The 21,174-nt window shown below is 66.6% G+C and carries 21 protein-coding genes; 2 read left to right on the top strand and 19 right to left on the bottom strand.

Annotation, left to right across the window (positions count from 1 at the left end):
• Positions 1-91: 91 nt before the first annotated feature.
• The 7 genes from ODR01_RS03560 to ODR01_RS03530 all read right to left on the bottom strand — a co-directional run bounded on the left by ODR01_RS03560 (position 92) and on the right by ODR01_RS03530 (position 7,060).
• The gene (locus ODR01_RS03560) at positions 92-994 is read right to left on the bottom strand and encodes an NAD-dependent epimerase/dehydratase family protein (protein ID WP_316976234.1); all 903 of its coding nucleotides are present in this window, start codon (positions 992-994) and stop codon (positions 92-94) included.
• A gap of 112 nt (positions 995-1,106) precedes the next feature.
• A complete protein-coding gene (locus ODR01_RS03555; protein ID WP_316976233.1) occupies positions 1,107-2,141 on the bottom strand; it encodes a sugar kinase in 1,035 nt (344 codons plus the stop codon).
• 251 nt (positions 2,142-2,392) lie between these two features.
• Positions 2,393-3,355, bottom strand: coding sequence for a bifunctional 4-hydroxy-2-oxoglutarate aldolase/2-dehydro-3-deoxy-phosphogluconate aldolase (gene eda / locus ODR01_RS03550; protein ID WP_316976232.1), 963 nt, complete (start codon positions 3,353-3,355; stop codon positions 2,393-2,395).
• 102 nt (positions 3,356-3,457) lie between these two features.
• Positions 3,458-3,928, bottom strand: coding sequence for a MaoC family dehydratase (locus tag ODR01_RS03545; protein WP_316976231.1), 471 nt, complete (start codon positions 3,926-3,928; stop codon positions 3,458-3,460).
• A gap of 195 nt (positions 3,929-4,123) precedes the next feature.
• Entirely contained in the window at positions 4,124-4,924 is an 801-nt protein-coding gene (locus tag ODR01_RS03540) for a 3-ketoacyl-ACP reductase (protein WP_316976230.1), read from the bottom strand.
• 149 nt (positions 4,925-5,073) lie between these two features.
• Positions 5,074-6,204: an acyl-CoA dehydrogenase family protein gene (locus ODR01_RS03535; RefSeq protein ID WP_316976229.1), complete on the bottom strand. Its 1,131-nt coding sequence runs from the start codon at positions 6,202-6,204 to the stop codon at positions 5,074-5,076.
• Between the two features lie 46 nt (positions 6,205-6,250).
• Positions 6,251-7,060 carry a FadR/GntR family transcriptional regulator gene (locus tag ODR01_RS03530; protein ID WP_316976228.1) on the bottom strand — a complete coding sequence of 270 codons (810 nt, stop codon included), beginning with the start codon at positions 7,058-7,060 and terminating at the stop codon, positions 6,251-6,253.
• A 119-nt stretch (positions 7,061-7,179) separates the two neighbouring features.
• Between ODR01_RS03530 and ODR01_RS03525 the strand changes: the two genes are divergently transcribed.
• Positions 7,180-8,715 carry an acyl CoA:acetate/3-ketoacid CoA transferase gene (locus tag ODR01_RS03525; RefSeq protein WP_316976227.1) on the top strand — a complete coding sequence of 512 codons (1,536 nt, stop codon included), beginning with the start codon at positions 7,180-7,182 and terminating at the stop codon, positions 8,713-8,715.
• Positions 8,716-8,879: 164 nt separating this feature from the next.
• Here ODR01_RS03525 and ODR01_RS03520 read toward each other — a convergent pair whose 3' ends face one another.
• The 11 genes from ODR01_RS03520 to ODR01_RS03470 all read right to left on the bottom strand — a co-directional run bounded on the left by ODR01_RS03520 (position 8,880) and on the right by ODR01_RS03470 (position 19,805).
• Positions 8,880-9,710: an AsmA family protein gene (locus ODR01_RS03520; RefSeq protein WP_316976226.1), complete on the bottom strand. Its 831-nt coding sequence runs from the start codon at positions 9,708-9,710 to the stop codon at positions 8,880-8,882.
• Between the two features lie 87 nt (positions 9,711-9,797).
• Entirely contained in the window at positions 9,798-10,655 is an 858-nt protein-coding gene (locus tag ODR01_RS03515) for an OmpA family protein (protein ID WP_316976225.1), read from the bottom strand.
• A gap of 279 nt (positions 10,656-10,934) precedes the next feature.
• Positions 10,935-11,441 carry an OmpA family protein gene (locus ODR01_RS03510; RefSeq protein WP_316976224.1) on the bottom strand — a complete coding sequence of 169 codons (507 nt, stop codon included), beginning with the start codon at positions 11,439-11,441 and terminating at the stop codon, positions 10,935-10,937.
• Between the two features lie 308 nt (positions 11,442-11,749).
• Complete coding sequence (locus ODR01_RS03505) at positions 11,750-12,583, bottom strand: sugar phosphate isomerase/epimerase family protein (RefSeq protein ID WP_316976223.1); 834 nt, start codon at positions 12,581-12,583, stop codon at positions 11,750-11,752.
• Between the two features lie 39 nt (positions 12,584-12,622).
• Positions 12,623-13,402, bottom strand: coding sequence for a 3-ketoacyl-ACP reductase (locus tag ODR01_RS03500; RefSeq protein ID WP_316976222.1), 780 nt, complete (start codon positions 13,400-13,402; stop codon positions 12,623-12,625).
• Positions 13,403-13,590: 188 nt separating this feature from the next.
• Positions 13,591-14,742 carry a Gfo/Idh/MocA family protein gene (locus ODR01_RS03495; protein WP_316976221.1) on the bottom strand — a complete coding sequence of 384 codons (1,152 nt, stop codon included), beginning with the start codon at positions 14,740-14,742 and terminating at the stop codon, positions 13,591-13,593.
• A 156-nt stretch (positions 14,743-14,898) separates the two neighbouring features.
• Positions 14,899-15,729, bottom strand: a complete 831-nt coding sequence (locus ODR01_RS03490) for a sugar phosphate isomerase/epimerase family protein (protein WP_316976220.1) — start codon at positions 15,727-15,729, stop codon at positions 14,899-14,901.
• 30 nt (positions 15,730-15,759) lie between these two features.
• A complete protein-coding gene (locus tag ODR01_RS03485; protein WP_316976219.1) occupies positions 15,760-17,298 on the bottom strand; it encodes a tripartite tricarboxylate transporter permease in 1,539 nt (512 codons plus the stop codon).
• Complete coding sequence (locus ODR01_RS03480) at positions 17,295-17,810, bottom strand: tripartite tricarboxylate transporter TctB family protein (RefSeq protein WP_316976218.1); 516 nt, start codon at positions 17,808-17,810, stop codon at positions 17,295-17,297. The genes ODR01_RS03485 and ODR01_RS03480 overlap by 4 nt, the downstream gene beginning before the upstream one ends.
• A gap of 66 nt (positions 17,811-17,876) precedes the next feature.
• Positions 17,877-18,887 carry a Bug family tripartite tricarboxylate transporter substrate binding protein gene (locus ODR01_RS03475; RefSeq protein WP_316976217.1) on the bottom strand — a complete coding sequence of 337 codons (1,011 nt, stop codon included), beginning with the start codon at positions 18,885-18,887 and terminating at the stop codon, positions 17,877-17,879.
• Positions 18,888-19,031: 144 nt separating this feature from the next.
• Positions 19,032-19,805: an ABC transporter ATP-binding protein gene (locus ODR01_RS03470; protein ID WP_316976216.1), complete on the bottom strand. Its 774-nt coding sequence runs from the start codon at positions 19,803-19,805 to the stop codon at positions 19,032-19,034.
• 173 nt (positions 19,806-19,978) lie between these two features.
• On the opposite strand from ODR01_RS03470, the gene ODR01_RS03465 reads away from it, so the two are divergent.
• Positions 19,979-20,524: a hypothetical protein gene (locus ODR01_RS03465; protein ID WP_316976215.1), complete on the top strand. Its 546-nt coding sequence runs from the start codon at positions 19,979-19,981 to the stop codon at positions 20,522-20,524.
• Between the two features lie 103 nt (positions 20,525-20,627).
• Here the strand turns inward: ODR01_RS03465 and ODR01_RS03460 are convergent, their stop codons facing one another.
• Positions 20,628-21,083, bottom strand: a complete 456-nt coding sequence (locus ODR01_RS03460) for an Hpt domain-containing protein (RefSeq protein ID WP_316976214.1) — start codon at positions 21,081-21,083, stop codon at positions 20,628-20,630.
• Positions 21,084-21,174 lie beyond the last annotated feature (91 nt).

The following is a 21,174-nucleotide window of genomic DNA, read 5'->3' as shown; positions in this document are numbered from 1 at the left end:
GAAACAGCGCCGAATCTGGACTCCCGCTTTCGCGGGAGTGACGAGAAAAGATCGGCGGCACCCCGCAACCGTCAGGCCCTACGTGGGCCGGCTACTTGATCTTGTCGAGGTCGCCTTCGAATTCCATGGCGCAGTAGGGGCCGCCCTGGAACAGGCCCTCGGCCGGCGGTTCCTCGGCCTGCACCGCCTTGATGGCCGCGACCACGGCGGCCTGGTCGGCGACGTCGGTGACGGCGCTCTTGGATTTCTTGGCCTCCTCGCGCGCCTTGCGCTGGGCCTCGAAGATCTCGGGGGCGTAGTCCTCGGAATTGTCCTTGGGCACGAAGCCCAGCTTGAAGGCCGGCGTGTTGTCCCACCAGCCCCGGGTGTTGCCGGAAACGCCCCAGACGATCTCGAAGTGGGTGTCCTGCGGCGCGTTCAGACAGACCTTGGTCAGCTCGATCATGTCGCCATGGCTGCACCAGCCGCTCAGCATGCGCACGTTCAAGGGCTTGGGCTGGAACGAGCCGATGCGCTGGCAGATGACGCTCATGCCGTACTTGTCGGCGTACATGCGGGCCAAGGCTTCCCCGAACACCTTGGTGGCGGCGTAGCGGCAGTCGGGGCGCGGCGGGTCGTCCACCGTCAGCTTCCGGTCGCGCCGGTAATAGCCGATGATGTGGTTGGTGGACGCGAAGATGAAGCGCTTCACCTTGTGGCGCCGGGCCGCCTCCAGCGTGTTGTAGGCGCCCATGATGTTGCTTTTCAGCACGACGTCCCAGGTCCCCTCCTCGGCCTTGCCGCCCAGGTGGATGACGGCGTCGACGCCTTCCATCATGGCGTCCACCTCGTCCATGTTGTCGAGGTTGGCGAGCACGATCTCCTCGCCCGGCAGGGCGTCGCCGAACGGCCGGCGGTGGGACAGGCGGAGCACGGGATAGACGCCGCGCAGGGCCTCGCGCAGGACCTTGCCGATGACGCCGTTGGCGCCGGTGAGCAGCACGCGGTTATACATGACGCTTTTCCCTGAGGCTCAAGTTGTCGACAATTTTGTTGACAGAACGCCGACAGAATAAAACGGCGGGGGCGGCCGCGCCACCCCCGCCGGCAACTTTTTCGCGCTTCGGTTAGCGCTGGACGCGGCCCGAGGCGTCGCCGCCCTTGAGCTTCTCGACCTCGGAGACCGACATGCGGTTGAAGTCGCCCATAATCGAGTGCTTGAGGCAGCTCGCCGCCACCGCGAATTCAAGCGCTTCCTGGCGGGTCTTATAGGTGAGCAGGCCGTAGATCAGGCCCGAGCCGAAGGAATCGCCGCCGCCGACGCGATCGACGATGTCGGTGATCGAGTACTTGCGACTGAGCTTGAAGCCGTCCTTGTCGCGCAGGCAGGCCGCCCAGTCGTTGTGATCGGCGCTTTTGCTTTCACGCAGCGTGATGGCGATGATCTTCATATTGGGGAACACCTGCAGCATCTTGGCGCTCAGCGCCTCGTACTTGGCGGTGTCCAGTTCGCCGCTCTCGACGTGGACGTCTTCCACCGTGACGCCCAGCGACTTCTGGCAGTCCTCCTCGTTGGCGATGCCGACGTCGACGAACTTGACCAGTTCGGTCATCACCTCGGGGGCCTTCTTGCCCCACTTCCACAGCTTGCCGCGGTAGTTGAAGTCGCAGGACACCGTGATACCCATCGCCTTGGCCGCCTTGACCGACTCCATGGTCATCTCGGCCGCCGCCTGGCTGATGGCCGGCGTGATGCCGGTGACGTGGAACCACTCGGCGCCCTTCAGCGCCGCCTTCCAGTCGATGGTGCCGGTCTTGGCCTCGGCGATCGAGGAATGGGCGCGGTCGTAGACCACCTTCGAGGCGCGCTGGTTGGCGCCGCTTTCGAGATAGTAGATGCCGACGCGGTCGCCGCCGCGGGCGATCAGCGAGGTGTCGACGCCGAAACGGCGCAGTTCGGCGATGGCCGCCTCGCCGATGTCGTTCTTGGGCAGGACCGAAACGAAGGCCGCATCCAGGCCGTAATTGGCCAGCGACACGGCGACGTTGGCCTCGCCGCCGCCAAAGGTGGCTTCCAGCGTCGGGCTTTGGAACAGCCGCTCGAAGCCGGGCGATTTCAGGCGGAGCATGATCTCGCCGAAAGTGACAATGCGTTTGGTCATGGTCTCGTACTCTCCTTCGTGCGGGAGGGGCCTATCCCCGGCCGCCCAAGCGGCCGGGTCCCCGGACGAGCCCCCCCGGTGTTGCGGATATCAGTGTGGTTCAAACTCCTGCATGGGCCCGGCGAGGCGGAGGCCACCCCCTCCCCAACCCTCCCCCATCAAGGGGGAGGGAGCGGCCCGGTGCATCGTTCCCTCCCCCCTTGCGGGGGAGGGACAGGGAGGGGGGCCGCCCGCGCATTCCCATTCTCCGGCTAGCGCCGCAGCAGATGGACGCCGAAGCCGGCGATCTCTTCCTTCAGGTACAGCGCCTTGATCGAGCCGCCCTCGGGGCCCTTGGCCGAGGCCATGTCGAACTCGACGCCCGAGCGGCGCAGGAAAGCCATGGCCCGCTCGATGTCGTTGGTGGCGATGGCGATATGGCCGTTGGTGCCCGGGCCCTTGCCCTTCATCACCTCGGCGATGGTGCCGGCGAAGTTGGAGCTGTTGCCTTCCTTGACGGGAAGGGCGAACAGGCCGCCCAGCTTCTTGGCGACGGAAAGCGACTCGCCGTCGTCCTTGGTATTGATGCCGACGTGCGCCAGGCCGAAGCCCAGCATGCTCAGCACCGCCTCGCGGGTGAGGCGCTCGATCTCGCCGAACTTCTCGGCGGCGATCAGCTCGGACTTGACCATCCAGCTGCCGCCGCAGGCCAGCACCTTGTCATAGGCCAGATAGGTGTTGAGGTTGGCCGCGCTGATGCCGCCGGTGGGGATGAACTTGATCATCCCGTAGGGGCCGGCGATGGCCTTCATGGCCGGCAGGCCGCCGATGTTCTCGGCCGGGAAGAACTTGACCACCTCGAGCCCGAAGCTCAACGCCATGGCGATGTCGCTGGGACAGGCCACGCCCGGCGTCACCGGGATGTTGTTCTCGACGCACCAGCCGACCACCTTGGGCTCGATGCCGGGCGAGATGATGTAGTTGGCGCCCGCCGCGACCGCCCGCTTGGCCTGCTCGACGGTCAGCACGGTGCCGGCGCCCAACATGACCTCGGGCACTTCCTTGGCGATGCGCTTGATGGACTCCTCGGCGGCGTCCGTGCGGAAAGTGATTTCGGCGACCGGCAGGCCGCCCGCCACCAGCGCCTTGGCCAGCGGCACGGCGTGCTTGGCGTCGTTGATGGCGACCACCGGGATGATCCCGAGATCATGAAATTTCTGGTAGATATCCGACATCGTTCGTTCCTTCCCAAAAGGATGTTCCGGGGTTTCGAAACGGCCGCAAGGTATACGCATCGGCCGCCCCAGGAAAAGAGGCGATTCGACTGACCGTCATTTTTATTCGATTGTTTCACCTTCCCGCATGCGAATCATCATGAGGTTCTCTCCTTCCTGAACCACTTCGCCATGCTGGTTCCGTACTTGGAACCCGAGTGTGACGATTCCCCGCCCCGGCTTCCGGGTCGGGCGCAGGGCCTTGACCGTGATGTCGGCCTGGATTCGGTCGTTCACGTGGATCGGCCCCAGGAACTTCCAGTTCCACCCCAGGGACGCGATGGCCTTGATGCGCACCTCCGAGCGGTTCTTGAGGCCGTCGGTCATCGACAGGCCCAGGAGCCCGTGGGCGATGCGTCCGTTGAAGCCGAGGCTGCGGGCGAATTCGTCGTCGGTGTGGACCTCGAAGAAGTCGCCGGTCAGCCCGGCGAAGCCGGCGATATGGGTTTCGGTGACCAGGATGCCGGGCGTCGTGTAGGTGCCGCCGACCTCCAGGTCCTCGTACCAGTAGATGCCCGGTTTCAGTTCCGCCATGGTTGGCTCCTCAAGATGATCGAAATGCCGCTCGGATGGCGGCTCGACCCCACCTCACCCGGCGCTGACGCGCCACCCTCTCCGCCCCGTCGGCGGAGAGGGCTGTTTCCGCGCCTTCTCCCTCTCCGCCCCAACGGGGGGGAGAGGGTCGGGGTGAGGTGGGGAAATTTCCGGACGCGACTCATGAGTCGGCCGTCAGTAATGCCGGATGTACATGCCGCCGTCGACGCACACCGCCTGGCCGACGGTGAAGGGCAGGCCGCCGGTCGCCATCGTCGCCACCGTGCGCCCGACGTCCTCGGGCTCGCCCCAGCGGCGGATCGGCGAGATGCCCTCGGCGATGGCGCGGTCGTAATACTCCTCGGCCTTGGCGGTCATCGGCGTGTGGATGAGGCCGGGGCGGATTTCATAGACGCCGATACCCTCCTCGGCCAGGCGCACGGCGAACAGCTGGGTCATCATGGCCAGTCCGGTCTTCGAGATGCAGTATTCGCCGCGGGCGATGGAGACCAGGCGGGCGTTGCTGGAAGAAATCGTGACGATGGAGCGCAGGGGATCGCCCTCGGCGGCCGGATGGGCCAGCATCCAACGGGCAACCTGCTGGGTCAGGAAGAAGGTGCCGCGCAGGTTGACGCCGATGCAGCGGTCGAAGCTTTCGGCCGAAACGTCCAGCAGGTCGCCGCGGCTGAGCACCGAGACGCCGGCGTTGTTGACCAGGCAGTCCAGGGCCCCGAAGGCGCCCGCCGCCTCCTCGACCAGGCGCGGGTGTTGATCGATCTCGGCCAGGTTGGCCTTGACGAAGGCCGCCCGCTGGCCGCGCTCGGCGACGCCGTCCAGCGTCTCCGTGGCGTCGGGAGAGCGCTCGAGGTCGTTGACCACGACGTCGAAGCCGGCCTCGGCCAGGGCATAGACGCAGCCGCGCCCGATGCCGCGCTGGCCGCCGGTGACCAGGGCCACCGGCGCGCGACCGGCGCCCTTGGATGACGATGCCGCCATGAGATCCTCCCTCCCCTTGTCGTCGCGGTCGATTCACCCCCTCCCCAACCCTCCCCCGTGAAGGGAGAGGGAGAAAGGGTATGGCGGCGTCCCCTCCCCCCTCCGCGGGGGAGGGGCAGGGAGGGGGGCGCCGCCGCGTCGAGCCTGCCCTACTTCAGCAGATTGCGGGCGATGATCATACGCTGAATCTGGTTCGTTCCCTCATAGATCTGGGTGATCTTGGAATCGCGATACAGCCGCTCGACCTCGAAGCCGCGGATGTAGCCGCTGCCGCCGAAGATCTGCACGGCGTTGCTGGCGTGCGCCACCGCGGCGTCGCCGGCAAAGCACTTGGCCATCGAGGATTCCAGCGCCGCGCTTTCGCCGCGATCCAGCTTCAGCGCCGCGTTGTGCACCAACAGGCGGGCCGCCGTCAGGTCCTTGGCCATGTCGGCCAGCATCCACTGCACGCCCTGGAACTCGCCGATGCTCTTGCCGAACTGCCGGCGCACCTTGGCGTAGTCGATGGAGGCGTCGAGCGCCGCCTGGACGATGCCGACGGCCAGGGCGCCGATGCCGACGCGGCCCTTTTCCAGAATGCTCATCATGATGTGGAAGCCGCGATTCTCGGGGCCCAACAGGGCCTCGGCCGGCAGCGGCACGTTGTCGAATTCCAGCGCCCCCACCTGCGAGGCGCGCTGGCCCAGCTTGTGCTCCTTGGGTCCCGAGCTGAAGCCGGGATAGGCTCGCTCGACGATGAAGATGCTCATGCCGCGATGCCCGGCCGTTTTGTCGGTGCGGGTCAGCACCAGGGCGAAATCGCACACGGGTGCGTTGTTGATCCAGATCTTGTTGCCGTTGAGCCGCCAGCCGTCGCCGTCCTTCACCGCCGTGGTGCGCACGTTGGCAAGGTCGGACCCCGCTTCCGGCTCGGTCAACCCATAGGCGCAGCGCAGCTTGCCCTTCAGGAGCGGCCGCAGGTACTTCTCCTTCTGGGCTTCGGTGCCGTACTGGTTGAGCAGCGTCGAGATCAGCTCGACCAGGCCGCACTGGTCGGCGATGGCCGAATAGCCGCGCGACAGCTCCTCCATGACGACGGCGTAGGACAGCACGTCGCACCCCGCGCCCCCCCACGTCTCGGGAACGCAGATGCCGAACAGGCCGAGCTCGCACATCTTGTCGAAGATCTCGGCCGGAAAGCGCTCGCTCTCGTCCAATTCGGCGGCGAAGGGCCGGATCTCCTTTTCCGCGAAATCGTGCGTCATCTCGCGGATGGCTTCGTGCTGCTCGTTCAGGTACATGGTCGTTCCTCCGTCTTGACGGCGCCGCCCTGGGGGCGACGAAGTTCTATTGGGTGCGCCGGCGGGTTGGCTTGCGCTTGCGCCGGCCGGGAGCGGCGTCGGGCCGCGGGACGAAGTCGTCCTCGTCCTCGGCGACCAGGGCGGCGTCGTGCGTGCGGGCGTTTTCCAGGTGGCGGGCCATGGCGGCGGCGGCGCCCTCGGGGTCGCGGCGCTCGATGGCCTCGACCACCGCCTCGTGCTCGGCGATGATGTCGGGCATGCGGTTGTCGCGGTAGGCGTCGAGCTGGATCGAGAACTTCATGATCTCGGGCTCGATCTGGCTGACGAAGGAGCGCAGCACGGCGTTGCCCGAGGCGCCTGCGATGCGCAGGTGGAACAGCATGTTCTCCTCCAGCGCCTTGCGGTTGTCGCCGGCCACGCCGCTGAAGCGGGCGTGGACCCGGCGGATCTCGGCGATCTGGGCGTCGCTGGCGTGGGCGGCGGCAAGGCGGGCCGTATGCGCCTCGATGACCAGGCGGGCCTCGGCCAGGGTCGCGAAGTCGTTGCCCGGGATTTCCAGCACGTTGTCGATGAGCACGGCCAGCGTCGGCGCGCCGATGTTCTCCAGCACGGTGCCGCTCTGCGGCAGGGTCTTGAGCACGCCATAGAATTCCAGGCGGCGCAGGGCTTCGCGCACGATGCCGCGGCTGACCGCGAAGCGCTCCGACATGATGCGCTCGGAGGGCAGCTTCTGGCCGGGCTTCAGCACCCCCTCGGCGACCAGGCCGCGGATCTGCTCGATGATCAGGTGGGAGGGCGACTTCACTTCGATTTTCCGCAGGCGGTCGGCGATCAGCTTGACGGTGTTGGCCATCATGGCCGCGAGCCCCTTTTAAGCGAACTAGCTGTCTAGTTGACCAGTTACGCGCAGTCGTGTATCCCTGTCAACGGCAAACAAGACCGCGACCCCACGCCGGCCGGAGAGCCCCCATCGCCATGCCCACCCTGTTCATGAGCCCTGCCGACGCCGCCCTTCGCATCGAAGACGGCGCCACCGTCGCCATCACCGCCGCCGGCGGCGGCCTGCTGGAACCGGAAGCCGTGTGCGCCGCCATCGAGGCCCGCTTCCTGGCCACCGGCCACCCGCGCGATCTCACGCTGGTCAACGCGCTGGGCTTCGGCGACGCCGAGCATACGCGGGGCATCAACCATTTCGCCCACGAGGGGCTGCTGAAGCGCGCCGTCATCGGCCTGTGGAGCTGGTCGCCGCGCCTGCAGGCGATGGCCGAGGCCGGCGCCATCGAGGCCTACTGCCTGCCGGGCGGCGCCATCATGCAGTTGCTGCGCGAGATCGGGGCCGGCCGCCCCGGCCTGTTCACCCACGTCGGCCTGGGCACCTTCGTCGACCCGCGCCTGGGCGGCGGCAAGGCCAACGCGCGGACCACCGAGGACATCGTCGAGCTGATGGAAATCGACGGCCGCGAGGTTTTACGTTACCGCCCGTTTGCGGTCGACGTCGGCATCGTGCGCGGCACCTATGCCGATCCGCGCGGCAACATCAGCACCATCGAGGAGCCGGCCGACCTCGACGTCTCGGCGGTGGCCACCGCGGCACATGCCTCGGGCGGCCGGGTGATCGCCCAGGTGCGCGAGCGGGTGGCGGCGCACAGCCTGCCGCCGCGCGACATCCGGGTGCCGGGCGTGCTGGTCGACTGGGTGGCCGTCGATCCCGGCCAGAAGCAGACCCATCGCGCCGCCTACGAGCCCGAACTGTCGGGCCAGGCGCGGGCCGCCGACCCGCGCCCGCTGATCAACGCGGCACCCCAGGCCGGCATCCGCCAGGTGATCGCAAGACGCGCCGCCGCCGAGCTGGTGCCGGGCCAGGTGGTCAACTTCGGCTTCGGCATCCCCGGCGGCATCGCCAACATGCTGCTGGAGGCGGGAACGCTGGACCAGTACTGGATCAGCGTCGAGCAGGGCAGCCACAATGGCGCCGTCATCGACGGCGCGCTGTTCGGCGCCGCCGTCAATCCCGAGACCATCGTCAGTTCGGTCAAGCAGTTCGACTTCTATTCAGGGGGCGGCATCGACATCACCTGCCTCGGCATGGGCGAGGTCGACGCCCTGGGCAACGTCAACGTCTCGCACCTCGGCGGCCGGCTGGTCGGCACCGGCGGCTTCATCGACATCTCGCAGAACGCCCGCAAGGTGGTCTTCTGCGGCACCTTCGAGGCCAAGGGCCTGAAGGTGGCGCTGGCCGACGGGGCGATCCGGATCGAACGGCCGGGCGAGGCCCGCAAGTTCGTGAAGGCCGTCCGCCACCTGACCTTCAGCGCGGCCCGCGCCCGCCAAAGCGGCCAGGAGGTGGTCTACGTCACCGAGCGGGCCGTCTTCAGGCTGACGAGGGCCGGCCTGGAACTGACCGAAGTCGCCCCCGGCGTCGACATCCGCCGCGACATCCTGGAGCGCATGGACTTCGCCCCCCTCGTCACCCGCCCGGCGACCATGGACCCGGGGCATTTCAGGGGATAGGGCGTGCCGCCCGCTTACCCATCCTCTCCGCCCCTTGGGGGCGGAGAGGATCGAGGTGAGGTGGGAAATTCCAGAATCTGCGAGGCCCACCTCACCCTCCCGCGCCGATGGCGCGGGCCCCTCCCTCTCCCCCCTGAAGGGTGGAGAGGGAAAATGTTGTCTTCCTACTTCTTGCCGCCCAGCAGGCCCTTGATGGCGTCGCCGGCACCGGCGGCGCCTTCCTTGAGGGTGTCGCCGGTGCCGCCGGCGCCCTCGGTCGCCTTCTTCATGATGTCGCCGGCCTGGCCCTTGACGGCGTCAAGCTGCGCGCCGGCCTTTTTGGCCAAGTCGTCCAGGTTGAGCGACGATACCGCCTTGCCGGCCGAGGCGATGATCGCCGACATCACCTTGTCGGCCACCTCGCTGGCGCTGGCGCCCTTCTTCTCCTTGCCGATGTCCTTGAGGTGGATGGTGGGAAGCGGCGTCCCCATCTTCTTGCCCTGCAGGAACTGGGCGGCGACATCGACGCGGCCGTCGCGCACATACAGGTTCTCGATGATCACTTTCTTGCCGGCGCCGTCATCGGACGACGCGGACTTGCCGGCGCCCATCTTCTGGGTAAAGGCGTCGATGTTTCTCTTGATGACGTCGAGGTTGCTGCCGCCGGTGGCCCACTCGTAGGTCACTTCCGGCGCCTGGATGACGACCTCGTTGATGACGATGGGATCGCCGGTAATGGAGCCGGTGTCGACCTTGAGGCTGACGGCGCCCAGCCGGAACGCGCTGTCCGTCGCAAACCCGGCGGGGTTGCCGACGGTCAGCCCCTTCAGCGACCCCTCGCCCGAGGAGGCGGAGAGGTCGACCGCGTTCAGGGTAACCTTGGCCTGGGTGATCTCGGAGCCGTACTTCTCGACCGCGGCCTTGATCACCGAGCCCAGGTTGGACCACAGATAGAACACCGCCACGGCGATAACGACGACAACGACGCCGCCACCGATAAGAAGTCCCTTTTTCATGACCTATCCTTTCTGCAAACCGACCCATCTGGAAAAAAAAGGCGGGGGAGCCCTTCAAGGGCCGCCCCGCCTCGTTCATTCGACCGGCTACTTGAGGACGATGCTGACCCGGCGGTTCCTGGGCTCGCGCTGCCCATCGGGGGTCTGCACCTGAGGCTGGGCCTCGCCATAGTTGACGACGACGGGGGTGGACCCCACGCCCGCCTGCTTGAGAGCCGCGACCACCGCATCGGCCCGCTTCTTCGAGAGGACCATGTTATAGGTGTCCGATCCGGCGCGGTCGGTGTAGCCGGTAACGACGACGCTGGCCGGCTTGCCGGCGACGATCGCCTTGGCCGCCGCGGCCACTACTTTCCGGCCCTCCGCCGTCACGCTCGCGCTGTCGAAGTCGAAGTACAGCAGGAAGGGTCCGGGCGCCGGCTGCGGCGCCGGCATCGGCGCCGGCGCGGCCGCCATCGGGGCCGGCTTCGGCGCCGTTTCGAGCTTGGCCATGGCCTCGTCGAAGCCGGCACGGCAGGCGGCGATGTCCTTGGGCTGGAAGTTTTCTTCCTGCTCCTGCATCCAGCAGTCGAACATGGCCTGGGCGCGGGCCGCCGGTTGCGGCAGCCTGTTGGCGGCGCCGGCGCCGAGGACGGCGACCAGGCGTCCGCGCGCCGCCGTCAACTCGCCGACCTTTTCGGCCGGCAGCTTACGGGCACCGATCGCCTCCGGGGCCGGCGACTTGCCCGAACCGGCAGCGATGGCGCGCAGCGCGAAGGTATCGGAATCTTTGTAGTCGGCCTCGTCATATTCCATCTGCGAAAGCGTGATGTATTCCGCGTAGAGGTGCTGGTCGAAGGCCGATCCCTTGGGACTGACCGACTTGGCCGTGCCGAGGTCCGTTCCACAAGCGGCAAGCCCCATGGCGATCAATCCGAAAGCAGCAATTTTTCCAAGTTTCAACATGGAAGTAACCCCTTGGTTATTGGTCCAAAAAGTCGATCGAACTTATATCTGGTGCAACCCAGGCCTGCTGGCCCAGGTTGACGTCCCAAAGACGAATCGACTTATCATTGTTATGGTTGGGGTCTTGCGCCCCACCCCCCATCCTGGCGGTAAACCGGCCGCCCGAAGGCCTCAAGAACACCCCGTTGCCGTGCAAGCAACGCCCACGCCGACGCGGGCTTTATGCGCATCATTGTACATCGCAAGCCGGCAATCCGCCAATACAACCTTCACCGGGGCCTACCGGTGGCCTTCTCCGCTCGATTGCAATTGTGCGGAAGTCCGCCTGAGGGCAATGCTGACCCGCCGGTTCCTGGGCTCGCGCTTTCCGTCGGCGGTCGGCACCTGCGGCTCGGCCTCGCCATAGTTGGCGACGAAAATTTCGATGCCGGCCGTTACGCCCGCCTGGACAAGGGCCAGGGCCACCGCCTCGGCGCGCCGCTTCGAGAGTTCCACGTTATAGGCGTCCGGACCGGCGCGATCGGCATGGCCGGTAACGATGACGGCGGCCGGCATGAAGGCGGCGACCGCCGCCGCGGCCGAGGCCACCGCCTTCTGCCCCTCCGCCGTCACCTTGGTACTGTCGAAGTTGAAGTAAATCATGAACGGACCCGGCAGTGCCTGCTGCGCGACAGCAGGCGCCAGGTCGACATCGGCCGGCCCCGCCTGCCCCAGTTCCAGTCCTTCGCAGCCGGCAAGGGCCGCCGCGATGGCGCCAAAGGCACAGACCTTACGAAGACTTTCCATAGATGGTGACCCCCCTAGGTCATGAAAAACCACAAATCGCCCGAGGTCCGTCTTCGGCTCGATCCCAACGAAGGATCGTCCGTCGCGGCCGATCGGTTATCGTTTTGTGCTCGGGGGCCGTGTTTCCCCACCCCACCCCATGCGGACGATTGTCTGCTGTCCGAATGGCCTCAAGAACATACCGCCGCCATACAAAGCGGCACCCGTACCGAAACGGGCTCCACTAACCGTTTACAACGTAAGCACGTCTTACGGCCGTTACAACCTGGGGCGACGATCTTTGCCCGCCTCGCCCGACGCGGGAAGGGCTAGCACACCGTGCGGTGACGCTCGACGCAAAGGCGCATCACCTCGTCGGGATCGGCGTCCCACCAGCGGCTGGACAGGATCTCGACCTCGGCGTAGCCCTCGTAACCGGCGTCCTCCACCCATTTGCGGATGAGCGGCAGGTCGATGACGCCGTCGCCCATCATGCCGCGGTCGAGCAGCCGGTCCTTGGTGTCGTAGTGCCAGTCGCAGATGTGGTAGGCGAGGATGCGCCGGGGGTCGGCCTTGGCGGCGCGTTCGATCTCGGCCTTGAGGTCGGGGTCCCACCACAGGTGATAGACGTCGACCGCGATGCCGACGCCCTCGCCCAGGGCGTCGCAGATGTCGTTGGCCTGGGCCATGGTGTTGATGCAGTTGCGGTCGGCCGCGTACATGGGGTGCAGCGGCTCGATGGCGAGCGGCATGCCGGCGGACCGCGCATGCGGCAGGATGGCAGCGATGCCGTCCTTGACCATCTGGCGGGCGCCCGCGAGGTCCTTGGACCCGTCGGGCAGGCCGCCGCAGACCAGGACCAGGCATTGCGCGTCGATGGCGACGGCCTCTTCGAGGGCACGCAGGTTGTCCTCGATGGCGGCCTTGCGGCCGGCGGCGTCGGGGGCCGGGAACATGCCGCCGCGGCAAAGGCCGGAAACCGTCAGGCCGGTGTCGCGGATCAGCTTGGCCGCCGCCTTGACGCCGCATTCGGCCAGCTTGTCGCGCCACGGCGCGATGCCGGTGACGCCGTGCCGGGCGCACCCCTCGATGGCCTGGCGCAGGGTCCATTTGGTCTTGGCCGTGACCTGGTTGAACGACAGCGGATAGCGGATGTCACCCATGCTTCTCACCTTTCCCGTCCGGCGGGCCGAGGGCTCCGCCTAAAGCGTCTGAATCTGCATGCCGCCGTCGACCATGATGACCTGGCCGGTGGAATAGGCGAGGTCGCCACGCACCAGGGCGGCGACCGCCCGGCCGACGTCCTCGGGCGTGCCCCAGCGCGGCAGCAGCGCCAGCCCCTCGGCGAACAGCTTGTCGTACTTCGCCTTGACCCCGGCGGTGAGGTCGGTGGCGATGATGCCGGGCCTGACTTCGTGCACCGGGATGCCGAATTCGGCCAGGCGCACGGCATAGAGCTGGGCGGCCATGGAAAGCCCGGCCTTGGAGATGCAGTACTCGCCGCGATTGACCGACACCACGGTCGAGGAGATCGAGGTGATGAAGACGATCATGCCCTCGAAGGCGGCATCGGCCTTCTTCTGCTCGACCATGAAGTTGGCGACGCGCTGGGTCAGGAAGTAGGGACCGCGCAGGTTGGTCTGCATGACGTGGTCGTAGTTTTCGGGGGTGGCGGTCAGGATATCGTCGCGCGAGCGCGGCCCGATGCCGGCGTTGTTGATCAGCACATCGAGCCGCCCGAAGCGGGCCTTGACCGCCTCGACCATGCGCGCATGGTCGGCGGGATCGGCGACGTCGCCCTGGACGTAGAGAACCTCGGCCCCCAGGGCCCCAAGCTCGGCGATGGCGGCACCGGCGCCGTCTTCCGGGCTGACGCCGTTGATGGCGATGTCCAGGCCCTGCGCGGCCAGCGCCTTGGCGATGCCAAAGCCGATCCCCCGGCGCCCGCCGGTGATCAGCGCAACCTTGCGGTCCTTAGCCATAGCCATGTGCCTCCCTCACCCACTCCATCCGTACTCGAATTTTGGGCAATTTTGGGGACAGCATACTTAATTTGGGCAATTTTGGGGACACCATACTTAATTCGCGGAACGAACACCGATCGCAGAGCGGCAAAATCTCGGGCGAATTAAGTATGGTGTCCCCAAAATTATGGTGTCCCCAAAATTATTCAGTCTTCCAGCTTCGGCACCTCGACCCAGCGCTTCTCGGCCCAGCTCTTGAAGGCCAGCTCGACGGTCTGCAGGCCCTTCGCCCCTTCGAGCAGGCCGTGCGGGAAGGGCGCGCCGTCGTACAGGTGGCGGATGAACATCTCCCACTCGATCCTGAAGGCGTTCTGGGGCGGCAGCACGGTCGGCATCTTCTGCCAGTCCTTGAAATAGTCGGTCGCCACCGAGGTATCGGGGTTCCACACCGGGCGCGGCGTGTTGACCCGCTCCTGGGTCCAGCAGTCGACCAGCCCGGCCACCGCCGAACCGTGGGTGCCGTCGATCTTGAAGGTCACCAGATCGTCGCGGCGCACCCTGACGTTCCAGTCGAAGTTGATCTGCGCCACGGCGCCGCCTTCCAGTTGCAGGATGGCGTAGGCGGCGTCGTCGCAGTCGGCCTTATAGGGCTGCCCCTGTTCGTCCCAGCGCTTCTCGATGTGGTTGACCGGCATGCAGAACAGGCCCGTCATGTTGCCGAACACGTTGTCGACCACATAGCGCCAGTGGGGCATCATGTCGAGCACGATGCCGCCGCCGTCCGCCTTGCGGTAATTCCAGCTCGGCCGCTGGATCGGCTGCAGGTCGCCCTCGAACACCCAGTAGCCGAAGTCGATGCGGCAAGACAGGATGCGGCCGAAGAAACCGGCCTGGCGCAGCATCTTGAGCTTGAGCAGGCCGGGGAGATAAAGCTTGTCCTGGACGACGCCGTGCTTGATGCCGGCCTTCTTGGCCAGGCGGTAGATTTCCTGTGCGTCCTCCAGGGTGTCGGCGGTCGGCTTCTCGACATAGATGTGCTTGCCGGCGGTAATGGCCTTCTTGACCAGGGCGGCGCGCAACTGGGTGCTGGCGGCGTCGAAGAACAGTTCGTCCTTCTTGTCGGCCAGCGCCGCGTCGAGGTCGGTGGTCCAGCGTTCCACGCCGTGCGCCTTGGCCAGGCGGCTCACCTTGTCGGCGTTGCGGCCGACCAGGATGGGGTCGAGCACGACTCGCGTGCCGTCCTTGAGCACGACGCCCCCTTCCTTGTTGATCTCCAGCACCGAGCGGACCAGATGCTGGTTGGTCCCCATGCGGCCCGTCACCCCGTTCATGATGACGCCAAGGCGCTTCTCAGCCATGTTCTCGATCCTTCCTTCTCGTCCATTCTCGGGGAGTGGCGTCCATCGCGCACCCCACCTGCCACCGGCCGGCCGATGGCCCGCCTGCCTTCCAGATAACCGCCCGCCACCGCTTTGTCAACCATATGGTTGACTAAATGGAGGGGGCCGCGCCGTCTACTTCAACGTTTCGAGGATGCCGCGGACGTAGCCGATGGCCAGCGCCGCCGTGGTCGGGCCGTCCGGCTCGTAGATGAAGGGCTCCACCGCCGCCACCCCGCCATACTTCATCCGCTTGAGCGCCGAGAGGATGGGCCCGAAGGCGTCGGTGCCCTGGCCCGGCGCCCGCCGGTTGGTGTCGTTGAGCTGGATGTGGGCGATCCTGCCGGTGGGCAGCCACTTGCGGATGAGGTCGGCGACCGGCACGGTTTCGGTCAGCCCGGCGGCGCTGGTGTCGATCATGGTGCGGAAGGCCGGGCTGCCGATCTCGTCGACCAGTTTCGCCGCCTCGGCGACGGTGTTGACGAAGTTGGTCTCGTGGCGGGCCAGCGGCTCGATGCAGTAAATGATGCCGGCCTTCTCGGCGGCGCGGGCCACCGCCGCCAGCGTTTCGACGGCGCGGCCGCGGGCCGCCGCCGCGTCATCCCCCTCGGGGATGGACCGCTGCTTGGGCGAGCCGTGCACCATCACCTGGCCGCCGAGATCGGCGCACAGACCGATCAGGCGCTCGATGACGTCGACGGTCTTTTTCCGGATGGCCTCGTCGGGGGCGTTGATGGAGAGCCCCTGCGGCGTCACCAGCAGCCAGTGCAGCCCGGTGATGGCGATGCCGGCCTCGGTCGCCGCTTGGCGCAGTTCGGCCCGCCGGCCCGCCGTCAGCAGGTGGGGATGGTCGCCCAGGGTGAACGGCGAGACCTCCAGCCCCATGTAGCCAAGCTTGGCCGCCATGTCGCATTGGGCGGAAAAATCGAGTTCACGAATGACTTCGTTGCACAGGGCGATTCGCATCGCACCCTCCCTCGTCGCCACCCTTGCCGGTTAGTTGCCCTCCCGGGAGGACCGGCCCGGAAGCACCGCGGCCACCATGCGGCCGATCAGCCGCCGGAACGGCGGCATGCTCATCAGGACCGAGCTTAACGTGATCAGAAACAGCACGGCGCAGATCGGCCGCGTGAAGAACGGCGTGAGATCGCCATCGCTCAGCACCAAGCCGCGCCTGAGGCTCTTGTCCAGGATGTCGCCCAGGATGATGCCGAGGACCAGGGGCGCCATCGGATACTTCATTTCGCGCAGGATGTAGCCGCCGATGCCGAAGGCGATCATCACGCCGACGTCGAACAGCCGCTCGGCGATGGCGTAGGAGCCGATGACGCACAGCACGAAGACGATCGGCATCAGGCGCTCGCGCGGAACCGACAGCACCTTGAGCAGCGGCCTGGTCATCGACAGGCCGAAGACCAGCATGGCCAGCGTGGCGAACAGCACCATGGCCACCACCTGATAGACGAAATGCGGGTTCTCGACCATGATCATCGGACCCGGCCGCACGCCGTGGATGAACATGGCGGCCAGCAGCACGGCGGCCGGGGCGGAGCCCGGAATGGCCAGGGTCAGCACCGGAATGAGGGCGCCGGGCACGGCCGCGTTGTTGCCGCATTCGGCGGCCATCAGCCCCTCGATCGAGCCCTTGCCGAACAGATGGCGCTCCTTGCTCTTGCGGCGTGCCGCGGCATAGGACACCCAGGCGCCGATGTCCTCGCCCACCCCCGGGATGATGCCGACGCCGGTACCGATGATGCCGCTGCGGATGATGGTGCGCCAATAGCGGAACACCTCGCCCAGCTTGGGGATGACGCTGTCGCGGGCCGTCGTCACGATCTCGGCGACCGGATTGCGCATGACGGTCAGCACCTCGGCAAGCCCGAAGGCGCCGACCATGGCCGGAATCAAGGCGAAGCCGCCGAGCAGCTCGGTGGTGCCGTAGGTGAACCGCTGATAGGCGTGGATGCCTTCCTGGCCGACCATCGCCACGCTCAGCCCGAGGAAGCCGGCGATCCAGCCCTTCAGCGGATCGTCCAGCGCGGTCAGATGGCCGGAGATGACGATGCCGAAGATGGCCAGCCAGAAGAACTCGTAGGACTGGAACTTGAGCGCGTAGGTGCCCAGCAGCGGCGCCAGCGTGGCCAGGAAGAACATGCCGATGATGCTGCCCAGAACCGATCCCGAGGTGGCGATGCCCATCGCCTTGCCGGCCAGGCCCTGCCTGGCCAGGGGATTGCCGTCGAGCGTGGTGGCGGCGTTGGCGGGGGTGCCGGGGATGTTGAGCAGGATGGCCGTGCGGCTGCCGCCGTAGATGGCGCCGACGTACATGCAGATGAGAATGAGCACGGCCAGGTCGGGCGCCAGCTTGTAGGTCAGCGTCGTCATCAGGGCCACACCCATGGTCGCGGTCAGCCCGGGCAGGGCGCCGATGACGATGCCGAGCAGCGTCGACCACGCGACGTGGAACAGCGCCGTCGGCGTCAGGAAATCGCCGATGGCCGCCAGGAACGAAAGCAGGTTTTCAAGCAGGTTCACGGCAGCGTCACCAGGAAAAGGTTGGCAAAGACCCAGGTCACCGCCCCCGCGACAACGGCCGCGATGACGGCGGCAAACGCCAGTCCGCGCACGCGCGCCCGGCGCTCGGCCTCGGGGCGCCACTCGAACAGGGCGATGAACAGGAAGGTGAAGATGCCGGTCGCCAGCCAATAGGGCATGTTGCCGATCATGAAGGCGGCGTAGACGACGCACAGCACCAGGGTGATGAGCAGGCGCAGATTGCCCGGCTGGCGGATCGTCTGGCCCGTGTTCTCGCGGGTAATGCCCAGATGATGGCCGCCGCGCCTGACCGAACGGACGGTCAGGACGGCGCCGAGGATCAGCAGAATGACGCCGAGGAGGCCCGGCACCAGGCCCGGCACGCTCGACGGGTGTACGCCCAGTTGTTCCAGGCGCGGCATGCGCCAGGATTCTTCAATCAACGTCAGACTGAAAACGATCAGGACCAGACCCGTGATCAGGTCGGCCTTCGTCAGGGTATCGGGTTTCATCGGTGCGTATCGCCAGATAAAGGGGGCGGGCCTCCCGGAAGGAGGCCCGCCGACTGAACTACGGTCTTACGGCTTTTCGTAGCCGAGATCGGCCGGATTGACCTTCGCCTGACCGGCGGAATGCAGGCTCCATACCGCCGTGAGGATGGCCGGCCACACCCTCTTGAGGGCGTCCTCGCCATAGTAGGGGAAGACCACCTGGCCTTTGTCCTTCGCCCACTGCTTGAGGGCTGCCGACTTCTTGACGTGCTTTTCCCACACGTCGTTCATCTTGGCGACGACGTCGGCCGGCACACCCTTGGGCGCCCAGATGCCGAAGTAGTACGGCGTCGGATCGAGCTTGGGCAGCCACTTCTTGACCGACTCGACCCTGCCCGCTCCTTCAACCTCGGCCGCCTCAGTGGCCATGAGGGCGATCGGACGCAGCTTCTTGCCGCGGATCATCTCGATCTGCTCCGACATCAACTGCGTAGTTGCCATCGTCTCGCCGGCAACCGTCGAAATCATCGCCGGATTGCCGCCATCGTATGAAACCGGCTTGTAATTGCCGCCAGAGACTTGGGCTTTGATCTGCTCGATCGTCGTGTGCCCGGCCGACGGGATGCCGGCAATCGCCACCGACAGGCCGTTTGGCTTCGTCTTCATCCAGGTGACGAACTCGCCGAAGTCCTTGATCGGCGAGTCCGGACCGACCGAGATGACGGTGGCGTTCATCGAGTCGAGATAGATGTGCCAATCCTTGATCCGCGTATTGATCGTGCCGCGGACCGGATAAGAGGCCAAATCGTGAATCGCCCCGGAACCCCACGTGTAACCGTCCTTGGGGGCGTCGAGCACGGTCTGGGTGCCGATGGCACCGCCGCCGCCCGGCTGGTTCACGATCACCACCTTCTGGCCGAGCCCCGCTTCGAGGTCGCCCGCGATGGCGCGAATTGCCTGGTCCGTCGAGCCGCCGGCGCCCCACGGAACGATGATGCGGACGGGTTTGTCCGGCTTCCATTCCGCCGAGGCCGGGGCCCCGATGGCCAACGTCGCTCCGGCCGCGAGTGCGGCCAACAGGCCGAGTTTCTTCATCATGCAACCTCCCTCCATACAAGGGGCCCGCGCTGAACGCGCGGGTCGTTTCGCCCGAAACGGGCACAAATCAACCACGTGGTCAACATGACCGAATTGGTAGGGCCGGTCAAGGTGAAGCCGGACCGTCCCTGCGCCGTGCCACGATCACAGCGTACTGGCGAGGAACTGGCGGCAGCGCTCGGAGGCGGGGTTGCCGAAGACCTGCGCGGGCGAGCCCATCTCCTCGACCTTGCCCTGATGCAGGAAGACGATCTGGTCGGATACCTCGCGGGCAAAGCCCATCTCGTGGGTGACCATGATCATGGTGCGGCCTTCCAGGGCCAGGTCGCGGATGACCTTCAGTACCTCGCCCACCAGCTCGGGATCGAGCGCCGACGTGGCCTCGTCGAAAAGAATCAGCTTGGGCTCCATGGCCAGCGTGCGGGCGATGGCGCACCGCTGCTGCTGGCCGCCCGAAAGCTGCGCGGGATAGTGGTTGCGCTTGTCCGCGATGCCGACCTTCTCCAGCAGGGCCTCGGCCCGCTCGAGAGCCGCCTTGCGCGGCAGCTTGAGCACGTGGATGGGCGCCTCGATGACGTTCTGCACCACCGTCATGTGGGACCACAGGTTGAAGCCCTGAAAAACCATGCCGACCCGGGAGCGGATGCGGTCGACCTGTTTGTGGCTGGCCGGCACCGAGCGGCCGTCGGGCAGACGGCGCATTTCGATCAGCTCCCCCGCCACCTCGACGCGGCCGCTGTCGGGGATTTCCAGCAGGTTGATGCAGCGCAGGAAGGTGCTTTTGCCCGATCCGCTCGAGCCGATGATGGAAATGACATCGTGCTCGTTGGCGGTCAGGCTGATGCCCCTCAGGACCTCCAGGTCGCCGAAGCGCTTGTGGATCTCCTCGACGACCAGGGCCGGGGTCTTCTCTGCCACGTTTCTCGGTTCCTCTCTCGTTCTCCCCCGCCGGGCGGGCCCGGACGAGCCATTCTGCGGCGTCGCCCCCGGTGCCGTCAATGCGCGGTGCCACCGCACCGAACCGTCCCTCGCCAGCTAAGAACCGTTCTCACCGGTGGACTTGGCGGCACGCGCGCCCTATACTCTTTGTCATGTATGCCGACAACACGCTGACCCCTAAGGAAGCCATCCGCCTGTGCGCCCTGGGCACGCTGGCCGGCGGCCCTTTGCGCTATTCGGCGCTGGCCCATTCCATCCGCCAGTTCGTCGGCCACACGCTGGGGCCGTCGCTCGACCTGATGGGCACGTCGGTCGAATTGCTGAAGTACGAGGGCCTGATCGAGGCCATCGACGGCCAGGGCATGGCCGACGACGCCGAGTTGCGCGTCACCGAGGCCGGGCGGCGCGAGCTGCGCGCCCTTTTGACCGCCCGCCTGCGCCTGGGCGCCGCCGAGCTCAACAAGCTGATCGTGGCGCTCAAGTTCCGCTTCCTGCACCTGCTCGGCGACGACGACCGGCGGGCGCAGGCCGATCACCTGATCGAGGTGTGCGAGAACGAACTGGCCCGCCTCGACGCCCTGCGCCAGCATTACGGCGAGGACCCCGGCTTCCTGGTGGCCTGGCTCGACCACGACCTCGAGCAGACCGAGAAACGGCTGGCCTGGCTCAAGGGTTTCCACGCCTCCCTCGGCGGCTGACGCCCAGCGGCAATTTCGGTGACAGTGCACTAAATTCGCGGCAATAACGGCGCCCACCTGGAACGGGAAATGCCGTCGAATTTAGTGCACTGTCACCGAAATTTTAACTGCCAGCCGCGGCGGCCACCTCGTCCAGGCTGACGAGAAGGGCCTCGGCCTCGGGCGTGTCGACCGCCTGCATCCTCTCGCCCAGCACCCGATCAAGCGCCTCGACATGGCGCCGCACGACCGCCACCCCGGCGTCGTCCAGGGTTTCCCGCCGCTTCTCGATGAACCGGCAGAGGCGGTTGCCGATGGCCGTGACCAGCGGATAGCCGAAGGTGGCGCCCTGGCCCTTCATGTCGTGGCCGATCCGAAACAGGCGATCGAGGTGCGAGGCCCGCCCCGCCGGGTCGGCCGCCAGACGGCCGGCGGCGTCTTTGAGCCCGGCGAGGTCGACCGCCGCCGCCGCCAGATACTGCCCGGTCAGCCCGGCAACCACCGCCTCGGCCCGCGCGATGGCCTGGCGTTCCTCGTCCGTCAGCGGCCGTTCCGGAGTGTTTCCGTCGCTCTCGGCCATGCCCCATACCGCCGCTAGAGCGTTATCCGACCGGATAGAATCGAAAGGGATTCCCCTTTTTGGAGGAATGTGATTCAACATGTGGGCTGGA

Source organism: Shumkonia mesophila, from assembly GCF_026163695.1.
GTDB classification, from domain to species: Bacteria; Pseudomonadota; Alphaproteobacteria; order Rhodospirillales; family Shumkoniaceae; genus Shumkonia; species Shumkonia mesophila.
Note: the sequence above shows the minus strand (reverse complement) of the source record. Positions and strands in the feature narration are given on the sequence as shown.